Source organism: Perlabentimonas gracilis (assembly GCF_011174675.1).
Taxonomy (GTDB): Bacteria; Bacteroidota; Bacteroidia; order Bacteroidales; family Tenuifilaceae; genus Perlabentimonas; species Perlabentimonas gracilis.
In genome coordinates this window covers 1-24,588 of sequence record NZ_JAANIG010000025.1, presented here as the reverse complement: position 1 = coordinate 24,588, position 24,588 = coordinate 1, and the positions used below count along the sequence as shown (strand labels likewise).

Genomic DNA, 24,588 nt, shown 5'->3' with positions numbered 1-24,588 from the left:
GCCTCTGGCAGGGTTAGGTTGTTAAACTAGAAATTGTAATGATATAAAAAGAACAAGGCTTAGGAAAACCTAAACCCATACTTGGTACCACAATATGCTAAATACCTGACAAAAGCATAACTATTAAGCGATAAAGCAACGCAAATTTATTGATAAAAATGTAATTCGAAAACCTTTGCGGAGATAATTAGTTGGGTGTGTTTATAAACATGTGGGAAGGGGAGAATGGGATAGAGAGTTTAAGATTTAAGGTTTAAAGTTTAGGGTTTAGAGTTTAGAGTTTAGGGTTTAGGGTTTAGGGTTTAGAGTTTAAAGTTTAGGGATTTGGGTGATTGGATGCCTGCCTGTCTCGTTATGCTTCGCATCCCGAGAGCAGGATTGGATGTCCTAACTGACGATGCCTTTGGAAGGCAGGTTGAATGACCTCTATTTACTGATTATCTCGTCAACCTCCAAAAAGCGTCGGCTTACGAGACAGGCCGATTACTGACTGCTCCTGCCTGACTGCCTGCCCGACTACTGTGGTCAGGCGGGACGTCAAGGCAGGCAGGGATTACTGACTACCGACCACCGATCACCGACTCACCCTCTCCAACTCCCATAGCTCAATTATCTCGTTGCTTCGTATCTCTGACAACCAACTCTTTTTGTGCGATGGCTTTTGGTTTACAAGCGATTGAATATGATTTACTAGACCGAACCGCTTATAGTGCTCCAATTCATAACGTACGGGGTGCTCAACCCTAAGGCCAGCCGCTTGGGCAAATGTTGAGAAAAGTATAACCACCTTACATTTGGGTGGTAAGGCCTCGTAAGCTGAGCCGAAGAATCGCTCAAATAAATCAGTCTGGTAGTACATCGCCAAATCGAGGTTTCCTGTGGCGTTGTCGGGAATCCATGGAGGATTAAATACAAGCAAATCGATGTTATTGCAGTTAACACCCTCAAGCAAATCGGTGTTTATCAACATGGCCTTGCCTTGCATATTAAGGCGGGCTAACTCCTCCCCTACGCTTTGGATAGCATTGGGGTTGATATCGGTTGCAATCACATTGCCGACACCATGCTTAAGCATATAGAAAGTGAGCACTCCACAACCTGTGCCCAAATCGATGGCGTTGGCTACGGGCTTACTGTGCTGCAACCAGCTATCGAATAGCTGCAAATGTTCTGTGCGCGTGGGAAAGTATGCGCCGTAGAATGGATGCACCTTGTGCTGTAACCCGGGGAACTGCATACCATTTACATACCACTGGTACGCCCCGTTGATGCCCAGCACATCGGTAAAGGGCAGGTAAAAATTTTGGAGAGATGGATAAAACTCGAGCAGCCAAGGAACAGGTGGCGATTTTTGCAAGCCGATTTCATGGTTCACAACTCTAACCAAGAACCTTTGGCCTAGCTCCCGAAGCTTATCCCTATTTACCCTCGACGAGTGATAGTCGATAATTGGATACTGCTGGTTCACCTGCTTCTTAAGCCAAGAGTAGAAGGCCATGGCCGTTCCGTAGGTTCCCTCGGCGCAGTATGTTTGCCCCCGCTCCATATCGGCTAAAACCCTGCGATTTTGGGCTGCCGCAGTAAGGGATTTGTGCTGGTTATCGGAGGTGATTGGGGTGGGATAGTTCATAACCTATTTTATTGCCAAATATCGATATTATACACAACACTGACAATCGTATGAAAATATATCTGAAAGGATTACCGTTTAATTACTTTCTGTTTACAATTATCAAGTGATAATGCAACCTATACAATGTATGAAAAACAAAAGAGAGGAGCAATAATAGCACTCCTCTCTCTTACCATGCAAAATTGATACTAAACAATTACTGCTGGGGCTGCATTGATTCTTGAACCTTTTGCATGAGCTCATTATCGGCTTGCACTGCATTCGTTATCTGCTGATACCTCTCAACAGTAAGCCCCTGCTCCTCTATGCTTTGCTGCATCTTTTGTTGTGCCTTTAGCTGGATATCCTCAAAAGTTTTGACAATCTTTTGAACCTTTTGCATCTCCTCTTCAGTTGGTGGTGTCACCTCTGCCTTGGGATCCTGTTGAGCCTGCATTATCTCGTTAAACCGGTTAACCTCCATCTCCTCCTTGTTTACCTCACCCACCATCTCTTGCTGTGTGGCCATCTCAACTTGCTGTACCTGCTGTATAGCAGCAACAAACTGCTTCACTTCCTTGTCTGACACATCCGGGTTTGGTTGTACCTGTGCCAACAAGCTGCCCATACCAATTGCAGCAATTGTAAAAAAACTTACTAAACTCTTTAAACACCTCATAATAGATCATTTTTGATTAGAAAGTTACGCCCGTAGCGAACGCTTTGTTCTTACTTAAAAGTTAAGATGAGGCTAACTAGATGGCAATGCAAATAGAATAACGTTGTTTAACCAGAAAGATGGGATTGGGGGATTATAGAGAAAACACTGCCCCCCCCACTTGATGATGTATACAGATGAATAAATACTTACATAGGATGTTAAAAAAGTTAACACTCCGTATGCAACGGGTGCAAAACATACGAATTCGAATGAAACAAAGTATACAAACCAGTAAATCCTTTGGTGCAAAAGACCACTTTTTAATGATAGAAAATGACAGAAAATAAACTATTTATTTATAGATTTGGTACTTAAAAGAGTGCTACAATAATTTGTCAAAACAATAAAGCCAACTCAGAAACCTACCCCAACGGAAAATACCATAAAGACAAACCAACCTACTAAACCAAAACCTCTATGAGCACAAACTACCAGTTTTTTTACCATCCATACATATTAACCTGGCAACATGTCTTTTGGCATTGATTGCAAACTTCAAGCAATCCATTACAAGAACTAATTATTTGCTAGGTGAGCAGTTCGCCAAATGAAAAATCAAATTAAAAAAACAATGAAAATTAAAACCTTATACATTCTCTCTGTAGCTGTACTTGGAATATCATGCTCAAGCCCAAAGCAGAAAATCGACCAGAATGGTTGTATTACGTTGAACTATAAGAATATCAAAAAGCAGAAGGCATCACACTACTTTAGCACCAATCACCTTAAGTTTATTCAGTTAGAATCGCAAGGGATATACTTTCTGAGCGATATGTTTGAGATACAATACTTTGATGGCAACTACTTTACTTTCGATTTCACCAAGCAAGAATTTTTAAGATTCAACAATGATGGAAAGCTACTTAACTCCATAAGTCGCTCGGGACAAGCGGAAGCAGAGTTTAGCAATGCCGGTCGATTTACCATTGACCACAACAATAGAACCTTAGAAATTTTAAGCGATCTTGACAAGTACATTAAACGCTATGATTTTGATGGCCAGTATCTTGAAAAACAAGCTGTCCCTGTTCGCTGCTCTGGCTTTACCAAAGGACAACATAACGACTACTGGTTCTATATGGTGATTGACGGAAGTGGAGAACATGCCTATAGGCTTCACTACGCAGATAGTAACAATTTGGTCCAGCCTCACCTTCCACTCACCTCCAAGCTACTCGGTGTAATGGAGCAAAATTTCTTCAAATCGGATAATTCCATACTATTCAGAGAATCTTTTTTTCCCAATATTTATCGACTTGAGCCCAATGAAGTAATACCAATCATTAGGATTGACTTTGGTAAGGATGCAGTTACTGAAGCCACGTTCGAAGAAGAAACCGATCCCTTTGCCTTTTTTGATAGGATAAGCAGTATGGGTTTCCATACCACAACAGGTGCTGTCGAAGGGAATGGTGTATTGGCCATATCCTGCCTCTACCAAAAGGGCGAAAGCAATAGCAGATCGGGCATTTTTTATGATTACCACGAAGAATCTGCCACACTTGTAGAGTTCTCGGGTGATAATTTAGGAACGCTGCTGGGTAACTCCAAATTGGTGAGAATTGACAATGCGAATAATATATACTTTATTACTGATGCACTAAGCTTTAGAGAGTACCTATCGGTTCAGGATATCGCCAGCACAGGAAAACTTTCTGATGATGGCAACCATGTAATTTTCTCATTTCAGATCAAAAGGTAAAAAATCAACATACTAAACCATAATATGAGCAAATCAATATTGCTGGGTACTATTGCCATTTGCATAATGCTCACGCTAGGAGCTTGCAGCAACAATACAAACAACAGCGACTCCCATATCAAATCAATAAAGTTCGATTTAAGTAAAGTAAGGCCTATAAAAAGGGGGTCGGAACTCTTTTCAGAGATCTCCCTTGTTAAGCTAGAGACATCGCCTACCGTTCAGATTGGAGAAATCATCAAGATTTTTGTCAACGCTAGCTACATTTATATCTCCGATGGGAAATCGGTGTACCAGTTCGATGTAAATGGAAAATACTTAAACCAGCTGAATAGCCAGGGCAAAGGGCCAGGCGAGTACACCGGTATAACTGATTTTGTCGTTGCCCAGAACAACACCATCGAGGTACTTAACACAGGTCAGCAGAAGGTTATTCGATTCGACCGCAATTTTAAGTTTATTGATGAGTACAAAGTGGGTAGGTACACTATGAATATGGCAATTCACAACAATGGCACAAGACTTTTTCACTGTGGTAACGATGCCTCAGGCGACCAATTCGACAAAATTTTGCGATTCAATAATGGCATCCTAGAAGAGGGGTATCTAACCATTGACAAGTTCAAATCGGAGTATCTGCATTTCAGGAGATTCGACTTTTTCTCGTACTTCAACAATGGTATCCTAATCACCGATGTCCACCATGACACCGTTTACCACTATAGCCAAAAAGGTTTTGAACCAAGGTATGTAATGGATATTGGTAAAAAGGCAATTCCCACCCAAATGTACAACAGATCATACGACCATGTGGCAGATTTTAGCCTCAACCACTTGAAAGGCTCCGGATATATGTATGGCATACTGAATTTTATTGAAACCAACAAGCATCTTTTCTTCCATTTTGTCGAGCACACCTCAGTAGATGACAATGAATATGGTAGGAAAGTGCCAGTATATATTCATCATAACAAGCTGCATAATTCAAATGAAGTGTTTTATCGCATTGTCGATGATGTGAACTTTCACGGAGATCCGCTAATAAATGAGTTTACAACGTTCTTTTCGCAGCCCAACGGAATGGTTGCCTACGCCATTGAAGCGGTTGAGTTTATTGAGATGCACAACGAGTCAAGCAAAAGAGCAGCAGAACAGAGTAACAAAACATACATTGCCGATGAACTGGCACAAAGTACAAAGCCTACCGATAATCACATTATCGCCATTGGGAGACTTAAGTAAGAGGGTAGTTTCAATACAATTGAAAGATTATATACTATTACTTCCAATACAATCAATTTGTTAACTATGAAAAAGTTCATTTTCATACTATTAACCCTAAATATAGTAGTGCTATTCGTAGAGTGCATGAACAAACCTGATCAATATAAGGGTGAAGAACTAATCGTAGATATTATTAGGGGAAAGAAACTAATGATGTCGGATTTTAGCTCTGGAATTAACTACATAAGTCTTGGCAAAAGCAAAGACAATATGGTTGCAAGCATCAGTAAATTGGTGAAAGTTAGTGATACGCTATATTTTTTTGATGAGAAGACCCAAATAATCCACAAGTACACCACCAAAGGTGATTATGTTTCAAGATTTGACAGGATAGGAAAAGGGCCAAATGAATGCGCTGTAATATCTGATTTTGTGATTGACACGATAAAGAATCGAATTGAAATTATTGATGTTGGAAATCCAAAAATACTTACAGTTGATCTGAACTGGAACTATATTTCTAAGAGAGAAAAACCTGGCTACCTCAGAAATTTTGAGTTAATAGCACCAAACACATATATTTACTACGCATCTAATTATATTGACCCAATACTATTTAAAAAAGATCATTCGGCAAATCTTATTCTAACCGATTCTTGTAACAGAATACTAAAAACATATTTGCCAATTTTTCATAAGAACTACTGTTCAGCAGCACCTAACCAAATGGTAAGAAATAACGATGGAGTATTAGTAGCGACACCATTGAGCAACAAAATATATTTTGCCAATGCGTTAGAGTGCTATGTAAAATATCATATTAATTTTAATGGCTACAATGTAGGAAAGAAGTTCGACTATTTAAGCAAAATTGAAGATGATGATATCGAAAAGCTAACTAATGCATTTATTGGGGCAATTGAAGAAAGTAATAAAGATACCTATGCTACAAATATTACCAATATGTTTGAAGTAGGCAATATTCTTTTTTTTCAATTCTTCCTCTCCAAGGATAAGGAATATAGTAAAAACGGAATATATATAGTGGTTAGAAATGCCCTATTGGGAAAAACACAAGTTGGCATTCCCGAGAATGATATAGATTACGGCCTGTTTGGCACACCGCTGGCTATGTTTGATGACACACTGTACACCGTTATTTATCCTCATTCACTGAAGAAAAGGGTTAGTCAACTCACTAAATCCGCTACTAAAAACCCAAGCCTCATACCTCATATAGAAAAATTAAACTCATTGGTGGATAAAAATGACGAGGATCTTAACCCTATCATAGCAAAGGTTGCATTTAAACAACCTGAGACCTCACAAAAAAACAACAAACAGTTAAATACTACCTACGAATAAAGAATTTACCACAGGTATGATAAAAGAGACAAGTCAGAATTTACAATATCTGCTGCAAGAATAAATCAGGATAGCAATGCTTGGTAACCCCCCTGTTCAGCTAAGGTTTACCTGCCTCCTGAAGTTAAACATCAGTTGTATCTATAATCATCGACTTCTGTCCGGCAAATAAAGCAGATCCCCTAGGGCAGTCGGGATTCATTGGATAACCTCGGTCGGATGGAGTATAAATCGCCTTTTGCTACTTCTCCCCCTGCTGGGGCAGCTGCTTTGGGCAGCATCCTGCTCATCGAGGTAGTTCTTAACCACCACCCCTCTCCTCCTCCAGAGTCCTGAGCAACCCAAACAAGAAAGAACCGGCGTATAGAAAATCAACCACACCCCTCCATTACATCACTCACAACCTGATAGTTAGTCCTGTTTTTTTATTTAGATTCATTTCATATAGTCAAAATTCTTCCAAAAAGGTTGTCACAAAATGGCCCAAACGAACACATAGGGTAGAGGGGATTTCTTCTGATAACCCATTTCTTTGGAAAGGGCATTTAGCAAGAACACAGGTAAGCGCAAATTAATTGGTTAAAAAATAACGAAACACCTTAATCTATAAGCCTAGAACAACCCGAAAATGTAAATACCATAAAAAAGAAGGGAGGTAAAGAAAAAGAATAGTAAAACAAATTACACTGTGTAACCATTCCATCGATGGTTACAGTTTTGACCCACTACAAGGCAGTTGGGATATGAAACACCGTCAAAAAAAAATGAGAAATTTGAAAACCATTCCATTCTTCGTCTGCAAATTGACTCTGGGATGGAAAGTAAATCGAGGTTTTAACAGCTAAAGATAGGTGGTTTCGTCATTGGGTTCACATAGCCATCGTTTCCACATTCTAAAGAGCGAACAACCTCAAGACTAACAAACATTAAACTCACCTTAACATGATAAAACTTAACCAACTACAAGGAAAAACAGGAGTTTTGGCTTTTACCATAATACTTCTGCTATCCGTTAGCAGCTGCCATGAAGAGCTGCCCACTAAAGAAGTAATAGAATCAACACCTCCCTTTAAATCGGGGATTCAGCTAAGCTACACGCAAAAGGAAACTTCCTTTAGCACATCAGTGAGCAAGGGCGAACGCAAAAACATAGGTGGAGTTGACATCCAGTCTGAGGACAAGGAGGTTAACATATTCTTCGACACGAAGAAGGAGAATTACTCCATTAAAACCAAAAGGCTTGATGGGTTTAAAAGCAAGAGAAAAGACTTTGTTGAACCAGAATGGAAGGAGATTGTAACCACAAACTTCGATGTTTCCATTTACAACGAGCTGGGGGAAAGCATATTCTCAGACCTGAAAACAGAAAAGAGCCAACAGGATCTCAGCTACCTTGTTACTCCATACCCAGAGCGAGCAAAGTTGATGAAGGAAATGCTGGAGATGAACAGTAAAACATCATCATTTGCTGTTGAGGTACAAGCCGATTCAAATGTTGTTAAGCTAACAAGAGTGTTTGAAAAGGACAATGAGCTTGATGAGAATATTGCCAACCATAAAGCTGTCTCATACCTTAACCTTAAATACGGTGTCCCTGTTATCTCCGAACTTTTCGATAGCAAAGGTAATCTAGTTAGCAAGGTGACCATGCTTTACAGGCTGGTGGATGAGATTCCAGTGCTAGCCTACGAGGAGGCAATTAGCTACACGGTTGATTACGCCGGAGAGGTTATTGAGCATAAGACCATTACTAACTATGACAACATTAGCATAAATAACTTTTAAACTATGAAACGGATAGTAAACATAACTCTCGCATTACTGCTATTAACCCCACTATCATCAGGGGCACAAGGGTCTAACGAAAAAGCAAACCCTAATTATCGTAATGTTTTTTGGTTACATGGCATTCAGGGTGATGTAAACTCCTTAAAGGCTATGTCCGATTACTTTAGAGCAACCTATCAAATCAACTCCTATCATCCTTCATACGTTTCGAATAGAGGTTTTGTTGAAGCTGCATTTCAACTTTCCGGGGGTTCGTCTATAGGTATAGCTAACAACGACATTGCCATTGCCCATAGTATGGGTGGGCTGGTATCGCGCCAGTACTATAAGGATTACCCCAATCGTCGTTTCGGGGGACTAATCACCCTAAACTCACCTCATTTGGGTGCCGAGTTTGCCAGCTCATTCGACAACGGAAAAATAAAAAATCTATTCGACCGTGTTAAAGATGAGGGTATTGCTGGCTATAAAGTTATGGGTAGCGCTGTGGGTAACATTAACACGTTTCATTATAACACGCTAAAAGCTGCCGAGAGATTTGGACAAGCGAAGGGTGCAATTCAAGAATACAACAACACATTGTTTACAGCTTGTACAATAGGAGGGGTCCTATTAAGTGTTCCTGGGGCATTAATAGCAAATTGGATGGTAAACTACTTCTCTGCAAAAAAGATTAAGGAGGAAATAGTTCCCTTTGTAAAAGATTTTGCTGCTTCCGGAATAGAGCTAGCATCGCTCTATGTTTTTGGACCTAACGAGGGGCCTGTATATGAGCATAGTAAAAATGACCTAAAACCAACAAGTTCGGCTATAAATAGCCTTAAAGCCGCCACTATGAATTGTCCTCGGATTACAATTGCTGGAACAGCTGATTACCCCGCAGGCATTCGTTTCTTAGGTTCAACGCTGAGCTATATGGAGCAACCGAACCCTGGAATAGGTGATATTTCAGATAATCTAGCATATGATGTAACAAAAGCAATCGCAAAGGATTCTAGAGCTTGTGAGTCTGAGTATTGGCGACAATACAAAAACGGTAGCTGGTGGTCGTTAGGCCTTACCAACTCATACTATTTAGAACGGAGAGACGCCTTTAAACGACAAGCGTTATTCTGGGAGAACGGGTTCGAAAGAGAGTACCAAAAATGCTTAGGCAGCATATACTACACCACCGAAACCCGAACCGTAACTGAATATGTATGGGTAAGTAATGGGGGAATTAATGATCCTATACAACTTCCTTTAATGCCAATTATCGACGAGCCCCAACCGTACAACCCTATCGATCCAGGAACGGGCAGCGATGGGTACTGGCAGCTGGTTACCCGCACCTACACCGTTACCGTTGAGAATATCCACCCCAACGATGGCATTGTAACCCTGCCCTCGCAGCATGGGCTAGCCGGGGCAACTACCAAAACTATCCCTCAGACCAACCATGAACAGGCAAAGAGGAGTCGAGGTGTAAGAGATTATTTGGTGAGCCAGTTTAATAGCCATCCATATTTCAAAATTGACAAAAAATAAACACCTAAATTTGCTGCGATACCTATGGGTATCGCAGCAAATAAAAAATTACAATATGAACCCGAAACTTATTCTATTGCTATTAGTATCATTATTTCTTTCGCACTGCGCAAAGGAGTCGCTCCCCCCTCAGCCGACTAAAATCATAGAAAATGGTGTAGTAGTATGGCAAGAACCCTTATGGAAAGTTGCCCACGATACGTCTAACTTTGTAACCTGCGTTTTTTATCCCTACTGGCAGTTCGATGACAAAGTGATTGTGGACACCTATGATAACAAAAGAGGTGGGTTAAGATGCATGAGGGTTGACACTGGTGAAATTCTTTGGGAGAAATTCTTTGAGACTTCAGAAGATTACACTGGGGAACAGATCCTATTCTTAAAGTATTCCATTTTCAACAATGAAAAGGGCTACATAATTATCCCCATTCTAGAGCAGGGTGATTTGATGCATACCAAGCTAAATATTAACACCGGCGAAGTCATCTGGAAAACACATCTTGAGACTCTCGGTCATCTCGAGGCATATGATGATTACTACTATTGCCTAGTCCTCACTTCAGACGAAGTTTTTCCCATCTACAAGGTAAGTATTGAAAACGGCGACACCGAGTACTTTTTCGCCACCACGCTACCCGTGCATCCCAATTTCGATTGGCACCGCAGGGGCAGACCCCACCCACTTAATTACAACCAAAAAGACTACATGTTTATCGATGAGCACAGGCTTTCAAAACCCGATTCTATTGAGTGTTTTATGTCGCTACTAGATACCAAAACTATGGAGTTGCTGGTTGAAAACATTCCGCTGGATAGCTGGCTCAGTAAAGTTGAGGTGAACAATGGGAGGGTATTCCTTTTCACAGGCACAGGCTACAAGATTTTCGATATGGAAACCCTATCCTTTGAGCGCGAGGTGAAGCTAATTGACTGGGGTGATTACATTTATCACACATTCTACAACGATAAGTTGATAATGGGGCTTAGCCCCAACAATACCCTAAACGTAGATGGTCACTACGTGGTGGATTTGAACACCCATAGCTTGCTTTACGTCTTCGAGGACTGGGTGTACCCATCAGCAATTCTCGACAATGTGCTGTATATAGTATCTACAGGAAAAAATCTTCAGGCCTACAATTTAAACACCGGTAAGCGGGTGCTTAACTTCGACTTACGGTATGATACCCAATTCGGCGTTGCCACCTATAAGAATGACGAGGGTAAAAAGTTTGTGGTTGTGGGCGATTTGGGTTACACCTATTGCTTTGAGGGGTTATAGCATAACAGTGATAAATATTAAATAGCCAACAACAAAGCCATGAATAGAAAAAATATTTTTGTCGTAATAACTTGCCTTTCAATCCAAATGGGAGCCTACGCACAGCATTACCTCAACTACCGAACCACCTACACACCTATAACCAGCTGTTTTGCTCCACAAGGCGAGCTAAAGCTTAGCCTTACGCGCCAACTCTATTGGCCCGATATGGGCTGGGCCGGGGTGTACAATGCGGGCTATAGGGCCAGGGCAACCCTTGAGCAAGTATGGCGCAACTACCTTCTGGTTAACGACAACAGGGTAAATGTATCGTACGCATACTCAGACAACATTAGCCTACATAGCTGCTACTTCCACACTATACGGTACAATATTTTTAATGTAGAGGGGGCTAACGATAACATTACCTTTGACGGGAATACCAACGCCTTTAACCTGGGTGCCACTTATCATAAGGATCTTCTCCCCTTCCTCCAGTGGGAAGCAGGTAGTAGCATTATGTTCGGCAGCGGTCACTTCATCTATAAGGAATATTTACTACCAGATAACTACACCCTAACAAAAAGCCATTTGCGCTACACCACTTTTAATCACAACTTTCTTCTGGGTATTTCCTACAAGCATAAAAAGTTGCAAGTTACAGCCCAGCTTAACATGGGGTATCTAAGGCATTACAATATAGAATACGACCCCATTTACCCATTCTCATACGAGCATATAGGGCAGCACTTTTACGCCCACCAAGCCGATTACTATATAGATCCCGCTCTGCTGGTGAACATCAACTTTTCACGGATAGGGTTCCAACTTCATGGTGGACTTCCTATTTCCTTTGGCGAAAGCAAGATCAACAGGGCTATGCCTACTGTGGGTATAGGTTTATCGTACAAGCTTATTAAAAGCAAAACGGGCAAAGACTCAACGGAGCTATAGGCCCAGACAGCAAAAAAAAGGGTGGATCCCATACTCCAAGCCATAATCGGTATATGGTGTACAATGTGGCGAATGCTTTTTTTTAAAGATTGCAATAAGCAAGCAAAAGGGAGCGCTACAAAAAAATAAATGTTTTGTGCCAAGTTGTTATCTTTAAGGTCGAAGGAAAACTTTACTACTGGCTGCTACGGGTGCTCTTGAAGTTGGAATTTACACCATTACAACACAGAATAATTGTCTATCAAAACAATGATTATGAAAACAGGTTCGACTATGATAATCTTTTACATTATGATTGGATTAATTCATATTACCTCGTGCAACCCACCCAGTAAAAACGATTTCGCTAAGTTCCCTATTGAGGTGGATATGGGTAGCGTTAGAGTGGAGGAAATTCGAATTGACAACTGCTTTTCGCCGACTGATATTTTTGTGCACGACTCTGTTATGTTAATAAATGACTTAAGGGATGAGAACATGTTTCTGAAAATTTACAACAGCCAAACAGGTGATTTTATCAACGGATTTGGAGCCATTGGTAATGGTCCGAACGAATTCATTAACCCTTCGTTATTTAAGGTTTATCCCCATTACGATGCTTTTTGGCTAATGGAACCACCCAAAAGGCTAATCCACAGAATTCCCCTTAACCAAATGATATCCGAGGCAGAAAATGGTTTTACCCCTAACGCATCAATACAGTTGCAGAACCAAATGATGATGATAACCGATTACCATCAGATGTCGGACACTACGCTTCTGGTTTACAACCCAACGGGCGACAACCTGTTTGCAGAGATGGATATAAATGGCAAAATTGTTAGAACATACGGCAATAACAATAATAAAAAGATATCAGAAAACCATATTGCTAATATTATCTACAACAGGGGTATTTTTACCATACACAATAACAAAGCATTCCTTTTTTATAACTTACTCAATAAGATAACCCGGTTCGATTTTGAGACTATGGATAGATCCGATAGGCTAGGCAATAATTTCACAGACATTAAACCAGAGGTTCATGCATCGGGTAATTTGCTCAACAACTATACTTCCTTTGCTTCTCATGCTATTAGCTTTACCAATTTAATCTTTATCGCCTACAAGGGAGGGCAATCGTTTAATGAGGAAGATATGAGGCCAAACTACGCAAACACCATACTCGTATTTGATGAGCATACTAACCCTGTTGCTAAGCTAAACTTTCCTTTTGGTATTCTGAACCTCACCATTTGTAATAAAGGGATGCTTTATACTATTCCGGATAGCTTTGATGGTACAGTATACAAATACGATTTAGCGCAAATCCCAAACCTTAATAACTAGCAGAATAAAGGTTATATCTTGAATATCCCCCTCTATGCATAGTAAAACAATGAAACATCTTATCGCATTACTATTAATCCAACTTACTGCTTTAACAGCCCAAGGTAAATGCGATAGCACGCAAACACTAAATATGCACCAAGTGCAAGTGCATATGGGTAGGTTGGCCTATGCCAACACATTTAATCTGCCCAATGGGCTGCCTGGAAATTTATTCACCATGCGGTATAGCTGGCACAGAACAACTGCTTTATCAAACTGGAAATCTGACCTATCTGCATCGCTTAGCACCTCTGCACTGCACTTTAGTATTTCACCCAGCCAGGATGTCCCCATCTATAGATTTAGCGATTTGGCCATTGAGCTAGGATGGCACTGGAAGGCACCAAGTTTTATTCCCAACACAGTAATCAACCTAGGAATTGGCCCAGCACTAGTTGCTGAATTCACATATCCTACGGAGAAGTCATATGAAATCACCAATTATTTATCCCCATTCGGTTTGTGGGGCATAAATGGTAATGGCCATATCCAGGTATTATACTCCGCTAAGAAATTTGTATTTGGGGGCAAACTGGGGTTTGCAATTTTAGGAATGGGGCATATTCCCAAACCACCTCTCATCAACCTCAACCTCTCGCAAAACCCTTACACATACTACTTAATTCCCAACGCAACATACCACTTGCTCAACTACAATATGCTGAATAGCGAATTTTGCATTACATTGCCTCACAACAATATTCACTACAACATATCATACTTTTTTAAATACTTTTCTCATAGCCTGGCGCCATTTTACCAAACATATGCACAGCACAGCGTTGGGCTAGGGATTACATTCTAACGCATCACTATGACTAAAAGAATTGCCATACTTTTATTAGCCTGTTTCATACTGCATTCATGCGAGAAGGATATTGTCAACCCGAGTACTTCCTATATCTCAAACTTTGAAACCTTTTGGCAAACCATGGATAAACACTATGTTTTCTTTAACGAGAAAGGGGTAAATTGGAATGAGGTTTATGCAACCTATGCACCTAAATTCCAAAAGGTAGAATCAGACGAACAGGCCCTTGTGCTATATCAAGAAATTGTATTCAAACTAAACGATGGTCATGTATGGGTTGGTAAAGGTGATGAGGTAGCCACCGTGCAATTTGAGAATCCATCAATTAAATTCTGGCGCACCTATCTAAACTATGAATTTGAGAACCTTGCATTGCTTGAACATTTTCATTTGGCTCAGCTCTCAAATGATATAATGTACTTACGTATGCTATTTATGCCTGAACCTACAAGAGAAATTAATCTAATCAAGAACCTTGTTGGGGAATATAGTTTCAGCAACGGAATTATTTTTGATCTGAGGGATTGTACAGGAGGTCAAATTATGGGTTATGATGTAAGCAGCCTTTTCTTCACAGGGGAACAAACAGTGCTATACGAACAATACCGAAATGGAGCCAACCACAATAGCTTCACCATACCCTACCCAATTAAAGTAAAGGGTACAGGAATAGTGGATTGTTCAATACCGATTATTGTTCTGACCAATAGAAGCACCTACAGCATGGGGAACTCAGTTGCCTCCATTCTTAAAGACTTAACCAACAGCACCCTGTTGGGGGAAAGATCGGGGGGTGGTGCTGGTGCTAGAGGCCCTGTCCTTTTAGGAAACGGATGGTACTTCCACTACACTGTAAATAAAACATTAAACCTTGCCATGGAGCTAACGGAGGATGGTATAAATCCCGATGTTGAAGTTGAACTACCTGTTGATTACTGGGACACAACTCACCAAGAAACGGGTATTGACCCCCAGCTTGATAAAGCGCTTGAAATGCTATTAATAAAATAGTCGAGAAATGAGAAAAAATCTAGTTCTGCTATCATTATGCTTTATGATTGCGGCAGCAATACTTGGGCAATCATGCGGTAAGGATGAACCCGAATTTAAGGACTATTACCTTAAATCTCAAAAGGATGTGGATGGCTTTACCCTATCGACAGTAAACGGGAATCTTCATATAAACGGTGAGTACATCAGCACCCTGTCAAATCTTAATAAAATTAAGGCCATTAAGGGCTCGCTTAGCATCTACAGATCTCATTTGCTGAAAAACCTCGATGGCCTCCACAATCTCACCACCATCGATAGCGGTCTATACATACAGACCAATTCAAGTTTAGAGAGCATAAACCAATTATCTAAATTAGAATGTGTGGGTGGCAATATTCTAATATTCGAAAACAAGAGCCTAAAAAACCTGCTAGGGCTTAATAATATAAAAGCGTTTACAAACAATATACAGGTGGCTAATAATATTTCTCTCGAAAGCCTTGATGGGCTAAGGGTGTTTTCAGGTGCAGAACTAATGATTTATGGGAATAGTAGTCTAAACAGCTTGTCTGCCCTCTCGGGTATCAACTATCTACAAAACTTATACATTGCAGATCAAAACCTTATTACATCACTTGAGGGGCTTGAGGACCTGAATTTTATTGAGGATTATCTGTATATTATTAGTAATGCAAGTTTAATGTCAATTAAAGAGCTAAGCGGCTTAACAAGTGTAGCTGAAATATATATTTATGATAACGATATTCTTGAAACCCTAGATGGCCTTGAAAATATTAGCACGGGATTAAAATCTGTAACAATTTACAAAAACTCATCACTAACAGATTTTTGCTCGTTGATTCCAGTAATAGAATCCAATAATTTGGCAAAACTAACAGTGAGGCAAAATGCATATAACCCCTCACGAGAAGATATTCTTGATGGTGTTTGTATGCCATAGTATCAAATAACTTACGTTAAGCTGCATTTGATTTATATTTCAAGTCCCCTGTTCAGCTGAGGTTTGCCTGCAGTAGGCAGGCTCCAGGCTCAGCCGTATCTGTTTCTTCGGGTTCTGCCCGTTAAATATACCTAAAACCCTATTGCACTTATTTTTAACTGTATAGCCTCGGTTGAACGGGGTATAAATCGCCTTTTTCTACTTCTCCCTCTTCTGAGGCAGCTGCTTTGGGCAGCATCCTGCTCATCGAGGTAGCTCTTAACCAGCGCCTCGCTGCGCCTACAGAATCCTGAGCAACCCAAATAGAAAAAAACGTATCTATAGAAAAACAAACACGCCCCACCACTAAATTATTGCCAACCAAACTGTTAACCTTGCTGGTTATTTAGAATCCCTCCAAATAGCAAAAATACTTCACAAAACGTTGTCACAAATGGCCCAAACCAAGGATATAGGGTAGAGGGGCATGGAGTCTTCGGCTGTAGGGTAATATTCTACCTCTAAAAGGCAAAGGAGCCCTTGCCATAAAATTAAACACCGATAACGAGCTGTAAACTAACTAAAACCCAAACATTATGACGCTTTACAACCGTAAGCTACAGGTACCCTTTAGGGGCAAATCCAGGCTGTTGCCACTTGACGAGATCCTATACGCCTGCTGGAAGGATGGGAAAACCATAATTCACGCCAAGGAAATCGACGGCCTTTGGCTTGCCAAGCCATTGAAGGAGGTGGAGGAAACGCTAGTTCCATTAGGCTTTGCCCGGGTAAACCACAGCACCCTGGTGAATTTAAACCACGTTACCAAGCTACAGGGACACCCCGAACGGTACGTTTTGGTGAGCGGCACGCACAGAATTGACGTTTCGCAGCGAAAATACCCCCATATCCGCCAGCTGCTTACCCAACGCTAAACTGCAGTTATCGATCCAAATGGTGCACTTATCGCCTTTCATGCTGCAGTTATCCATATTTGGCTGATATTTGGATGTTTACAAAACATCATTTACATTTATAACCATATAAAACACGGGCAAAAAGAAGGGGGAGCCAACAGTGCCTCAACAGCCAGCGCTCCCCCTTCGCACGCCCCTAACCTAAAAAGGAAAGGAGGTAAATTATGTTGTGACAAAGATAGGATAAATCTAGAAGAGAGTATATCTCTATATTATCAAAGTGAAACTTAACATCAGATGCTGTGGTGTAAACAACAATTAAAGTTAATGTTAATAAAGCCCAGCCAAATATCTAAACTAAATTAATAAGAAATTATGAAACGAAAAATATTTGCAATTTCGATATTTGCTCTTTTTGCTATTGGAGCAATAATGTCAACCAATGTTAACAAAAATGTATTTTCAATTGGTGACATAAGTATAATGGCCAAAGCTCAAATGACCTCTGACGAATTTACAGAGAAGACCGGTTGTAATGCTTGCATATGCGAAACTTCATGTAAAGGGAAAGATGGAAATACATATTCAGCAGCAACAAAACCTGCAAAAGCTGAATTAATTCAAGCCATGAATTAAAATCTATCTCGCTGGCTAAGGTTACTCTTGTTCAAAAAGAGTGCTTTAGCCAGCTTTCTAAAAAGTTTAATGAAACATCCATAATAATTGACCAAGTAAATCAAAATTTATGCATCTAATGAATATTAACCTGCCTTACTGTTTGCACAGTAAGGCATATATACCGTTAAAAACAAAAACACAGATGAAAAGAATAACCTTTAGCATTGCGATTGTCATATTAATCATTCTCCTTTCAGTATCATGTAGCGACGCAAACAGGAAAATTGAAGCAAAAAGAATAGAACCTATTATTTTAAACGATTGTTTAATCACCCATTTTCCCGGAAAATTGCTGGTGAATGAAAAATATATTGTTTGGCAGCATAGTGGTGCTTCTGATAATTTCTTACATATACATTCAATTGAAAATGGTGCGGAACTTGCAAAAGCAGGAAATTTAGGAAGTGGTCCCAAAGAATTTTCAACACCCAAACCTTTTACAATACGCAACAACAATATCTATGTATGGGATCTTAATAGTTCTAAAGAAGCGATGATATCTATAGATTCTGCAATAAATGGGAAATTAAGCACAATTCTTTTAAATGGAAGAGAAAAAAGCGGAACTCATGAAATAGTGAGTATTAACGACTCTGTGAGAATTGCCTTACGAGCAACAGATTCAACATTATTTCAATTGTGGAGCCCTTTACAAAACATCAACTTTGGAAAAACACCTATAAATGAACGGATAGAAAATCATTTTGACATATATCAAGGTAACATCCTTTATAACGACGAGAAGAGCCTACTAGTCCATACAAATATCCTAATACCTTACTTAGCAATATACAAATACAAAAATAATTCATTCACTCTAGCAAGTGAAAATAATATGCTCGATGAGGTTAGCGTTAAGCAAAATTTCTTTATTAGAAATCCGGCTAAACTAGGCATTTGGGCATCAACATTAACAAAAGATTATATAGCCTGCTTACAACGCGATTATGCTTCCGACAATATTGATGAGAGTACCATTGGTAGAGATTTTACAAAAGCCCCTAGAACAATTTTTCTGTACGATTATATTGGCAATGTAGTAATGAAGATTTCATCTGAATATCCAATAATAAGAATTGCTAGCAATACATCTGACAATAATATTTACGCAATAATTATTGATGAAGAATTTAAAATAGCGAAATTTGAAATTTAGCTAAAATACACACAACAAAACTCAACGGTTCCTGTCATGAGAACTACATTAACTCTAATTCTATCCGTTTTATTTTCATACTGTAGCTCGATTAGTGAGCAAGAAAGAGACCTTCGAAATACTATTAATAAAACAATAAGTTTAAAGGGTTTAACCCAAGTACACTTTAAAAACGAAACAATATCTTTAAATGAATTTAAAGAAAAATACAACTACATTTTCCTTGTATACTTAGAAGATGGATGTGACCCTTGCTTTCAAAAGTTTTCACAATGGACAGACAAGGTTAAAGTCAGACCCAATGAAATAAATTATGAGGTATTGTATGTTATTCAGACAAAAAGATACTCAGACTTCAGAAAAGAGCTTTACAACTATTTATCTAATGAAAAGAAACAAAACACTGTTGAAGGGTTTTACTATGTAATTGATGAGAACTTAAACTACTTAATCGAAAACAGACTAATCCCCCGATGGATCATCGACCGCTCCGTGCTCATCGACTCCCAGAACCGCATCCGCATGGTGGGAGCACCCTGGGCTACCCCCGAGATGACAGAGCTATTCCAGCGGATTTGCTCAGAGGGGAAGAATGACTAGCAGATCGCTTACGAGGCGCACCCCCATCTGGTGGCTGCTTCAGATAGCACTGCTGGGCTTAGGGGCGCTGCACCTGCTGCTGGGCATGGTATGGCTAGCCATACTGCTAGCTGCACTGTGCCTATTACTATGGCTATACCTAGCCAAGCATCGAGTGGCCGTAGGGTTTAGGCGGCTGAAGTGGGTATCGTACCCCACCCTGCTGCTGGGGGCGTTTGCCATGGGCATTATGCTGCAAACCCTCTTCGTGGGTATCGCCCATATCCCATCCGGCTCCATGGAGCCCACCCTGCGGAGCGGCGATGTGGTGTGGTTCAGCAAGCTGCGCTACGGCCCAAGGCTACCTGCATCGCCCCTGGAGGTACCCTGGGTCAACGTGCTGTTCTGGCTCGCCCATAGTCAGGAGGAGAGTTCCTCCCTCAGCTGGGGCTACCATCGCCTTTGGGGGTACAGCCAGCCCAAGCGCAACGACATCATAATCTTCACCCAGCCTCACCGAACCGACGCCTTCGTTAAGCGCTGCGTGGCTCTTCCGGGCGATACCATACGAATTATTAACGACTCGGTTTTTATAAACGGAGCGCATATCGCAGAGCCCTACGCCCAGTTTACCGAGCCTGCCGTGGACAGCCCAGCCTCCCATACCCTAAAGCTAATCGTGCCCTACAAGGGGCTTACCATTGCCACCAGCAATGAGAGTTGGGAAACCTACAGCCAGTTGTTTCAACTGCATGAGGTGGAAAGGTTTTCACCTGCTTGCTCCGACAGCAGCTTCACCTTCCAGCAGGACTACTTCTACATGCTGGGCGACAACCGACACAATAGCAACGACTCCCGCCAGTTTGGACCGGTACCCGAGTCGGCCATCTTGGGAAGGGCAACTCGAATTATATATTCTAAATTTGGAGAGCCTAGGGTGCTGAAGAGGATTGAGTAACCTATATCAATATAATAGGTTTTATCCTACCTGCTAGGCTAGTACAATTTATCCACATAATCAAAAAGATGAATCTCCTTTTTCTACTTCTCCCCCTGCTGAGGCAGCTGCTTTGGGCAGCATCCTGCTCATCGAGGTAGTTCTTAACCACCACCCCTCTCCTCCTCCAGAGTCCTGAGCAACCCAAACAAGAAAGAACCGGCGTATAGAAAATCAACCACACCCCCCCCCCTATTACATTACTATCAACCAAGTCGTTAGCCACACTGTCTATTTACAATCCCTCCAAATAGCAAAAATTCTTCCCAAAAGGTTGTCACAAAATGCCCAAAACGAACACATAGGGTAGAGGGGGCTCCAATTTCTGCCAACCCAAATCCCATGGGTAGGCATTCTCAATGCTCCCTGTGGGTATGGAATAATCTGAACAAAAAGTGATAAACCAACAAAACCAACTCGTTATGACGATATACAATCGCAAGCTGCAGGTTACCCAGAAAGGAGAGATAACGCTGCTGCCTCTGGATGAGATCCTATACGCCTGCTGCCAAAACGGAAAAACCCTAGTTAACACCACTGGGAGCGATGCCCTATGCCTTGCCAAACCGCTTAAGGAAGTGGAGGAAACGCTAGCCCCCCTGGGCTTTGCCCGGGTAAACCACAGCACCGTGGTGAATTTAAAACACGTTACCAAGCTACAAGGACACCCCGAGCGGTACGTTTTAGTGAACGGCACGCACAGAATTGACGTTTCGCAGAGAAAATACCCCCATATCCGCCAGCTGCTTACCCAACGCTAAACTGCAGTTATCGGTCCAAATGATGCACTTATCGCCTTTCGTGCTGCAGTTATCCATATTTGGCTGATATTTGGATGTTTACAAAACATCATTTACATTTATAACCATAAAAATGTGGGCAAAAAGAAGGGGAAGCCAACAGCCTACCAGCCCAAGCTCCCCCCTCGCACGCCCCTAACCGAAAAGGAAAGGAGGTAAATTATGTTGTGACAAAGATAGTGTAAATTACGATGCAACCGCAGGTGGTGGTTGCTGGACTCCGCACACAGCTACGCTGTTGTTACCAATACAGCAGGGGCTGTAGGAGAAAATTAATTGGTAAGAAAAAAGCGCATTTACAATACAAAAAACGGATGATGTTTTGCGCTTGGTTTAAATTTGAAAAAAATTGAAGTTATGAAGAAGAAAATTTTGGTTATAATAATTGGGGCTACTATTCTTATAATAAGCACTATCTCAATTTTAAGTGCTCGTGGGTACTCACTACCAGGTCTTGAAACAGGCAGCGTACCAAATGATTGTACTACCACTCCAAATACTGAATGCTATGAAGGCTCAGATAGGTGGGCGTGTCACCCATTTGGTAACGCAGGAAATTGCGAGAAAAATTAATTAACATTAGGATAATACCAGCTAAAGATATTTCTCTTTAGCTGGTATTATGATCAAATCAATAGTAAACTATTAAATTTCAAATATGAAAAAAAAACCTGTTGTTTTACTTATCATCTTCTCGTTCTTAATAATTTCTTGCAATAGCAGCAAAAACGATAACTTGGAAATACGCCTTGTCTCAAATCAGAGTGAAAATTTACAACTTAAAAAATCAATTCACATAGTAAAACTCGAAACAAGTGAAGATTGTCAGCTTAGCAGTATAGATAAAGTTTGTATTGACCAACCAAGAAATCGAATTTTTATTCTATCAAATTTTAACCTGTATATTTTTGACTGCGAAGGCCGTTTTGTAACCAAAACGATTAAGGGCAAAGGCCCCGGTGAGGTTATCTTTATACCATCATTCGCAGTAAACAAAGATCAACAACGTATTTACGCTTTAAATATGAACTCCATTGCCATAATAAACTACGATGGTATAGTGGAGAAATCGTTACCACTAAATGACTTTTACAGTGCCGATATTTTTAGCATTAATAACGACAGTATTCTACTTCTTAACAATGGCGTTGGCAGTCGTGATAAATATTTTCTAGGCCTGTATAGCATAAAACAAGAAAAAGTAGTGGAAACTTATTTAACAGAGAATGAAAGCTATTACCCATATGCAATTAAGATAACCTGTCAGAACTTTTTCAAACAAAATAATAAAACCTACTTTTCACCTACCAATATCTTTAAATTGTATGAGTTTACCAATAGCGAAATTAGTCAATTAGCTAGTTTTAATTTAGGTGAAAGAGAGGTGCCCGAATATTTTGCAAACCAGTATCGCGAGGGCAAAAATAGATCAAGGTTTTCTTACTACGCTAGGAAAGAAGGGTATGTCCCGTACATTAACTATTCCTTTTTCTTCAATAATTATCTGTTTGTTGGAATTGACGACCAGCATAAAACTTGCTATGCAATAAGTCAAGATGGGAACAACAACGTATATGCAAATTACCTCCCATTATACCTTGACCTTCCGAATACTAGATCATTTCAATTCCCTAAAGGGATAGATGAAAATACAATTATTTTCTCTTGTAATCCAATGGATTTTTTTGAACATGACCCAGTGGAAAAGCAGAAGAATACAGAAATTGGAAATAATGTAATCAGCATACATTACACCGACAATCCAATACTCGTTTTAGTTGAAGAAAAATGATGAAAATACAAACCTTACAACTCCTTGTTATATTAGTATTAACAGGCTTTACCTGTGGGTGTATTTGCCATACTCCTGAAGAAAAAGCAATTGATGATACGCTTAACGAAACTGTTGATTTGTACATTTTCAATACAGTTCATTTGCAAGACTCTATTCTTTCGATAGATGAGTTAAAAAACAGCTACGATTATATATCTTTAATTTATTTACTAAATGAGTGTGCCCCATGCTATGAACGCTACATTGATTGGCATAAAAAGATGGATAACATAAAACAACAAGATAACCATACAGCACTGTTTATTGTTGAAGGGCTTAATTATAGTAATTTCCTAGATGAAATAAATAGCATAGAGCCTATCAGCAATAAATTCTACGTAATTATGGATCCTAATCGGCTTTTCTTTATGGCAAACCCCAATATCCCCAAGTGGATAATCGATAAATCCTTGCTAATCGATAAAGAGTTTAAAGTAAGAATGGTAGGGGAACCCTGGGCAGATAAGAAGAAAACAAAACAGTTTCGTAAAATATGTAAAAAAACGGATAAGGAAAAAACAGTACACTAGTGTTGAATAAAAAGTAAGGGAAGAGACCTCTCTTGCTGCTGCACGAGTCCTTTCGTGTGGTAGGAGATTACAAGTTAAATACTATTGCCAAATGACCATAAAAACATTAAACAAAAACTAAACTAAACAGCAGTAGTGTGGCTAGGTAAAGTTTTTATTACGGCAAAAGCCACACGAATTCCATTGTGATGTAGCAAGAGAGGTAAGTGCAGCGGTTGCTGTCTGAGAAACAATTTAATTAAGCATAAAGTGCAATTAATCTCAAAAACTTAATTTATTTATGAAACCATTTACCCATACTTTTATCGTACTATTTTTAATTTTTCTCACCCCCTCCTGCAATACAAACAATTCACTTCAATTTGTGGATACTGTAACGATGGATAACTATTTGATAGATGCAATTGAACTAGACAGCTGTAGAAGTCCAATGTTTATTCAAGTTATCGATTCTCTTGCCTTTATATGCGACCAAAACATTAATGAGTTTATTAAAATATACAAGATTAGCAACTTTGAATATTTGGGTGGTTTTGTAAAAACAGGGAAAGGTCCAAATGAGTATTTAGCACCGGGTCTTCCCTCTATAGATCGGAGAAGTAATATGGTGTGGTTTAATGATTTTGCTAAAACTACACTCTTTGGATTTTCAATTAAAGACATCCTAATACGCGGATCGAGAGTCACCCCTGTAAACCAGATTCCATTTGATCAACTACTAATGCCTGTATTAGCCCCTTAAATCATCGGACGAGGATATAGATTAAAATCTGTACTTTTATGATGATGAAAAAACGAAGTTTTACCAAGGAAGAGAAGCTGCGA

Annotated in this window: 23 protein-coding genes; 21 read left to right on the top strand and 2 right to left on the bottom strand. The window is 40.1% G+C overall.

What is annotated here, in order from left to right:
• Positions 1–574: 574 nt before the first annotated feature.
• Positions 575–1,630 (bottom strand): methyltransferase, encoded by a 1,056-nt coding sequence (locus G8O23_RS11280; RefSeq protein ID WP_166364849.1) that lies wholly within the window; start codon positions 1,628–1,630, stop codon positions 575–577.
• Positions 1,631–1,829: 199 nt separating this feature from the next.
• Positions 1,830–2,291: a DUF4168 domain-containing protein gene (locus tag G8O23_RS11275; protein ID WP_166364847.1), complete on the bottom strand. Its 462-nt coding sequence runs from the start codon at positions 2,289–2,291 to the stop codon at positions 1,830–1,832.
• Between the two features lie 613 nt (positions 2,292–2,904).
• On the opposite strand from G8O23_RS11275, the gene G8O23_RS11270 reads away from it, so the two are divergent.
• The 21 genes from G8O23_RS11270 (at position 2,905) to G8O23_RS11170 (ending at position 24,505) form a co-directional block, all read left to right on the top strand.
• Complete coding sequence (locus G8O23_RS11270; protein ID WP_166364845.1) at positions 2,905–4,035, top strand: 6-bladed beta-propeller; 1,131 nt, start codon at positions 2,905–2,907, stop codon at positions 4,033–4,035.
• Between the two features lie 24 nt (positions 4,036–4,059).
• A complete protein-coding gene (locus G8O23_RS11265; RefSeq protein WP_166364843.1) occupies positions 4,060–5,277 on the top strand; it encodes a 6-bladed beta-propeller in 1,218 nt (405 codons plus the stop codon).
• Positions 5,278–5,343: 66 nt separating this feature from the next.
• Positions 5,344–6,624 carry a 6-bladed beta-propeller gene (locus tag G8O23_RS11260; RefSeq protein ID WP_166364841.1) on the top strand — a complete coding sequence of 427 codons (1,281 nt, stop codon included), beginning with the start codon at positions 5,344–5,346 and terminating at the stop codon, positions 6,622–6,624.
• 942 nt (positions 6,625–7,566) lie between these two features.
• Positions 7,567–8,409: a hypothetical protein gene (locus G8O23_RS11255; protein ID WP_166364839.1), complete on the top strand. Its 843-nt coding sequence runs from the start codon at positions 7,567–7,569 to the stop codon at positions 8,407–8,409.
• A 3-nt stretch (positions 8,410–8,412) separates the two neighbouring features.
• Entirely contained in the window at positions 8,413–9,939 is a 1,527-nt protein-coding gene (locus G8O23_RS11250; protein ID WP_166364837.1) for a lipase family alpha/beta hydrolase, read from the top strand.
• Between the two features lie 55 nt (positions 9,940–9,994).
• Entirely contained in the window at positions 9,995–11,221 is a 1,227-nt protein-coding gene (locus G8O23_RS11245; protein WP_166364835.1) for a hypothetical protein, read from the top strand.
• 39 nt (positions 11,222–11,260) lie between these two features.
• The gene (locus G8O23_RS11240) at positions 11,261–12,154 is read left to right on the top strand and encodes a hypothetical protein (protein ID WP_166364833.1); all 894 of its coding nucleotides are present in this window, start codon (positions 11,261–11,263) and stop codon (positions 12,152–12,154) included.
• Between the two features lie 255 nt (positions 12,155–12,409).
• Positions 12,410–13,486 (top strand): BF3164 family lipoprotein, encoded by a 1,077-nt coding sequence (locus G8O23_RS11235; RefSeq protein ID WP_166364831.1) that lies wholly within the window; start codon positions 12,410–12,412, stop codon positions 13,484–13,486.
• 49 nt (positions 13,487–13,535) lie between these two features.
• Entirely contained in the window at positions 13,536–14,333 is a 798-nt protein-coding gene (locus G8O23_RS11230) for a hypothetical protein (protein WP_166364829.1), read from the top strand.
• A gap of 9 nt (positions 14,334–14,342) precedes the next feature.
• Entirely contained in the window at positions 14,343–15,350 is a 1,008-nt protein-coding gene (locus tag G8O23_RS11225; protein ID WP_166364827.1) for a S41 family peptidase, read from the top strand.
• Positions 15,351–15,357: 7 nt separating this feature from the next.
• On the top strand, positions 15,358–16,293 hold the full coding sequence (locus G8O23_RS11220; RefSeq protein WP_166364825.1) for a receptor L domain-containing protein: 936 nt from the start codon (positions 15,358–15,360) through the stop codon (positions 16,291–16,293).
• A 575-nt stretch (positions 16,294–16,868) separates the two neighbouring features.
• A complete protein-coding gene (locus G8O23_RS11215; RefSeq protein ID WP_166364823.1) occupies positions 16,869–17,207 on the top strand; it encodes a LytR/AlgR family response regulator transcription factor in 339 nt (112 codons plus the stop codon).
• Between the two features lie 357 nt (positions 17,208–17,564).
• Complete coding sequence (locus tag G8O23_RS11210; RefSeq protein ID WP_166364821.1) at positions 17,565–17,825, top strand: hypothetical protein; 261 nt, start codon at positions 17,565–17,567, stop codon at positions 17,823–17,825.
• 184 nt (positions 17,826–18,009) lie between these two features.
• On the top strand, positions 18,010–19,023 hold the full coding sequence (locus tag G8O23_RS11205; protein WP_166364819.1) for a BF3164 family lipoprotein: 1,014 nt from the start codon (positions 18,010–18,012) through the stop codon (positions 19,021–19,023).
• 321 nt (positions 19,024–19,344) lie between these two features.
• Entirely contained in the window at positions 19,345–19,623 is a 279-nt protein-coding gene (locus G8O23_RS11200) for a hypothetical protein (RefSeq protein ID WP_166364817.1), read from the top strand.
• Positions 19,616–20,560 (top strand): signal peptidase I, encoded by a 945-nt coding sequence (gene lepB / locus G8O23_RS11195; RefSeq protein ID WP_166364815.1) that lies wholly within the window; start codon positions 19,616–19,618, stop codon positions 20,558–20,560. The genes G8O23_RS11200 and lepB overlap by 8 nt, the downstream gene beginning before the upstream one ends.
• Positions 20,561–21,021: 461 nt before the next feature.
• On the top strand, positions 21,022–21,360 hold the full coding sequence (locus G8O23_RS11190) for a LytR/AlgR family response regulator transcription factor (protein ID WP_166364813.1): 339 nt from the start codon (positions 21,022–21,024) through the stop codon (positions 21,358–21,360).
• Between the two features lie 396 nt (positions 21,361–21,756).
• Positions 21,757–21,972 carry a hypothetical protein gene (locus G8O23_RS11185; RefSeq protein ID WP_166364811.1) on the top strand — a complete coding sequence of 72 codons (216 nt, stop codon included), beginning with the start codon at positions 21,757–21,759 and terminating at the stop codon, positions 21,970–21,972.
• Between the two features lie 85 nt (positions 21,973–22,057).
• On the top strand, positions 22,058–23,191 hold the full coding sequence (locus G8O23_RS11180) for a 6-bladed beta-propeller (protein WP_166364809.1): 1,134 nt from the start codon (positions 22,058–22,060) through the stop codon (positions 23,189–23,191).
• On the top strand, positions 23,188–23,763 hold the full coding sequence (locus G8O23_RS11175) for a hypothetical protein (RefSeq protein ID WP_166364807.1): 576 nt from the start codon (positions 23,188–23,190) through the stop codon (positions 23,761–23,763). Before G8O23_RS11180 ends, G8O23_RS11175 begins: the two co-directional genes overlap by 4 nt.
• A 280-nt stretch (positions 23,764–24,043) precedes the next feature.
• Positions 24,044–24,505: a BF3164 family lipoprotein gene (locus G8O23_RS11170; RefSeq protein WP_166364805.1), complete on the top strand. Its 462-nt coding sequence runs from the start codon at positions 24,044–24,046 to the stop codon at positions 24,503–24,505.
• The last annotated feature ends 83 nt before the right edge of the window (positions 24,506–24,588 follow it).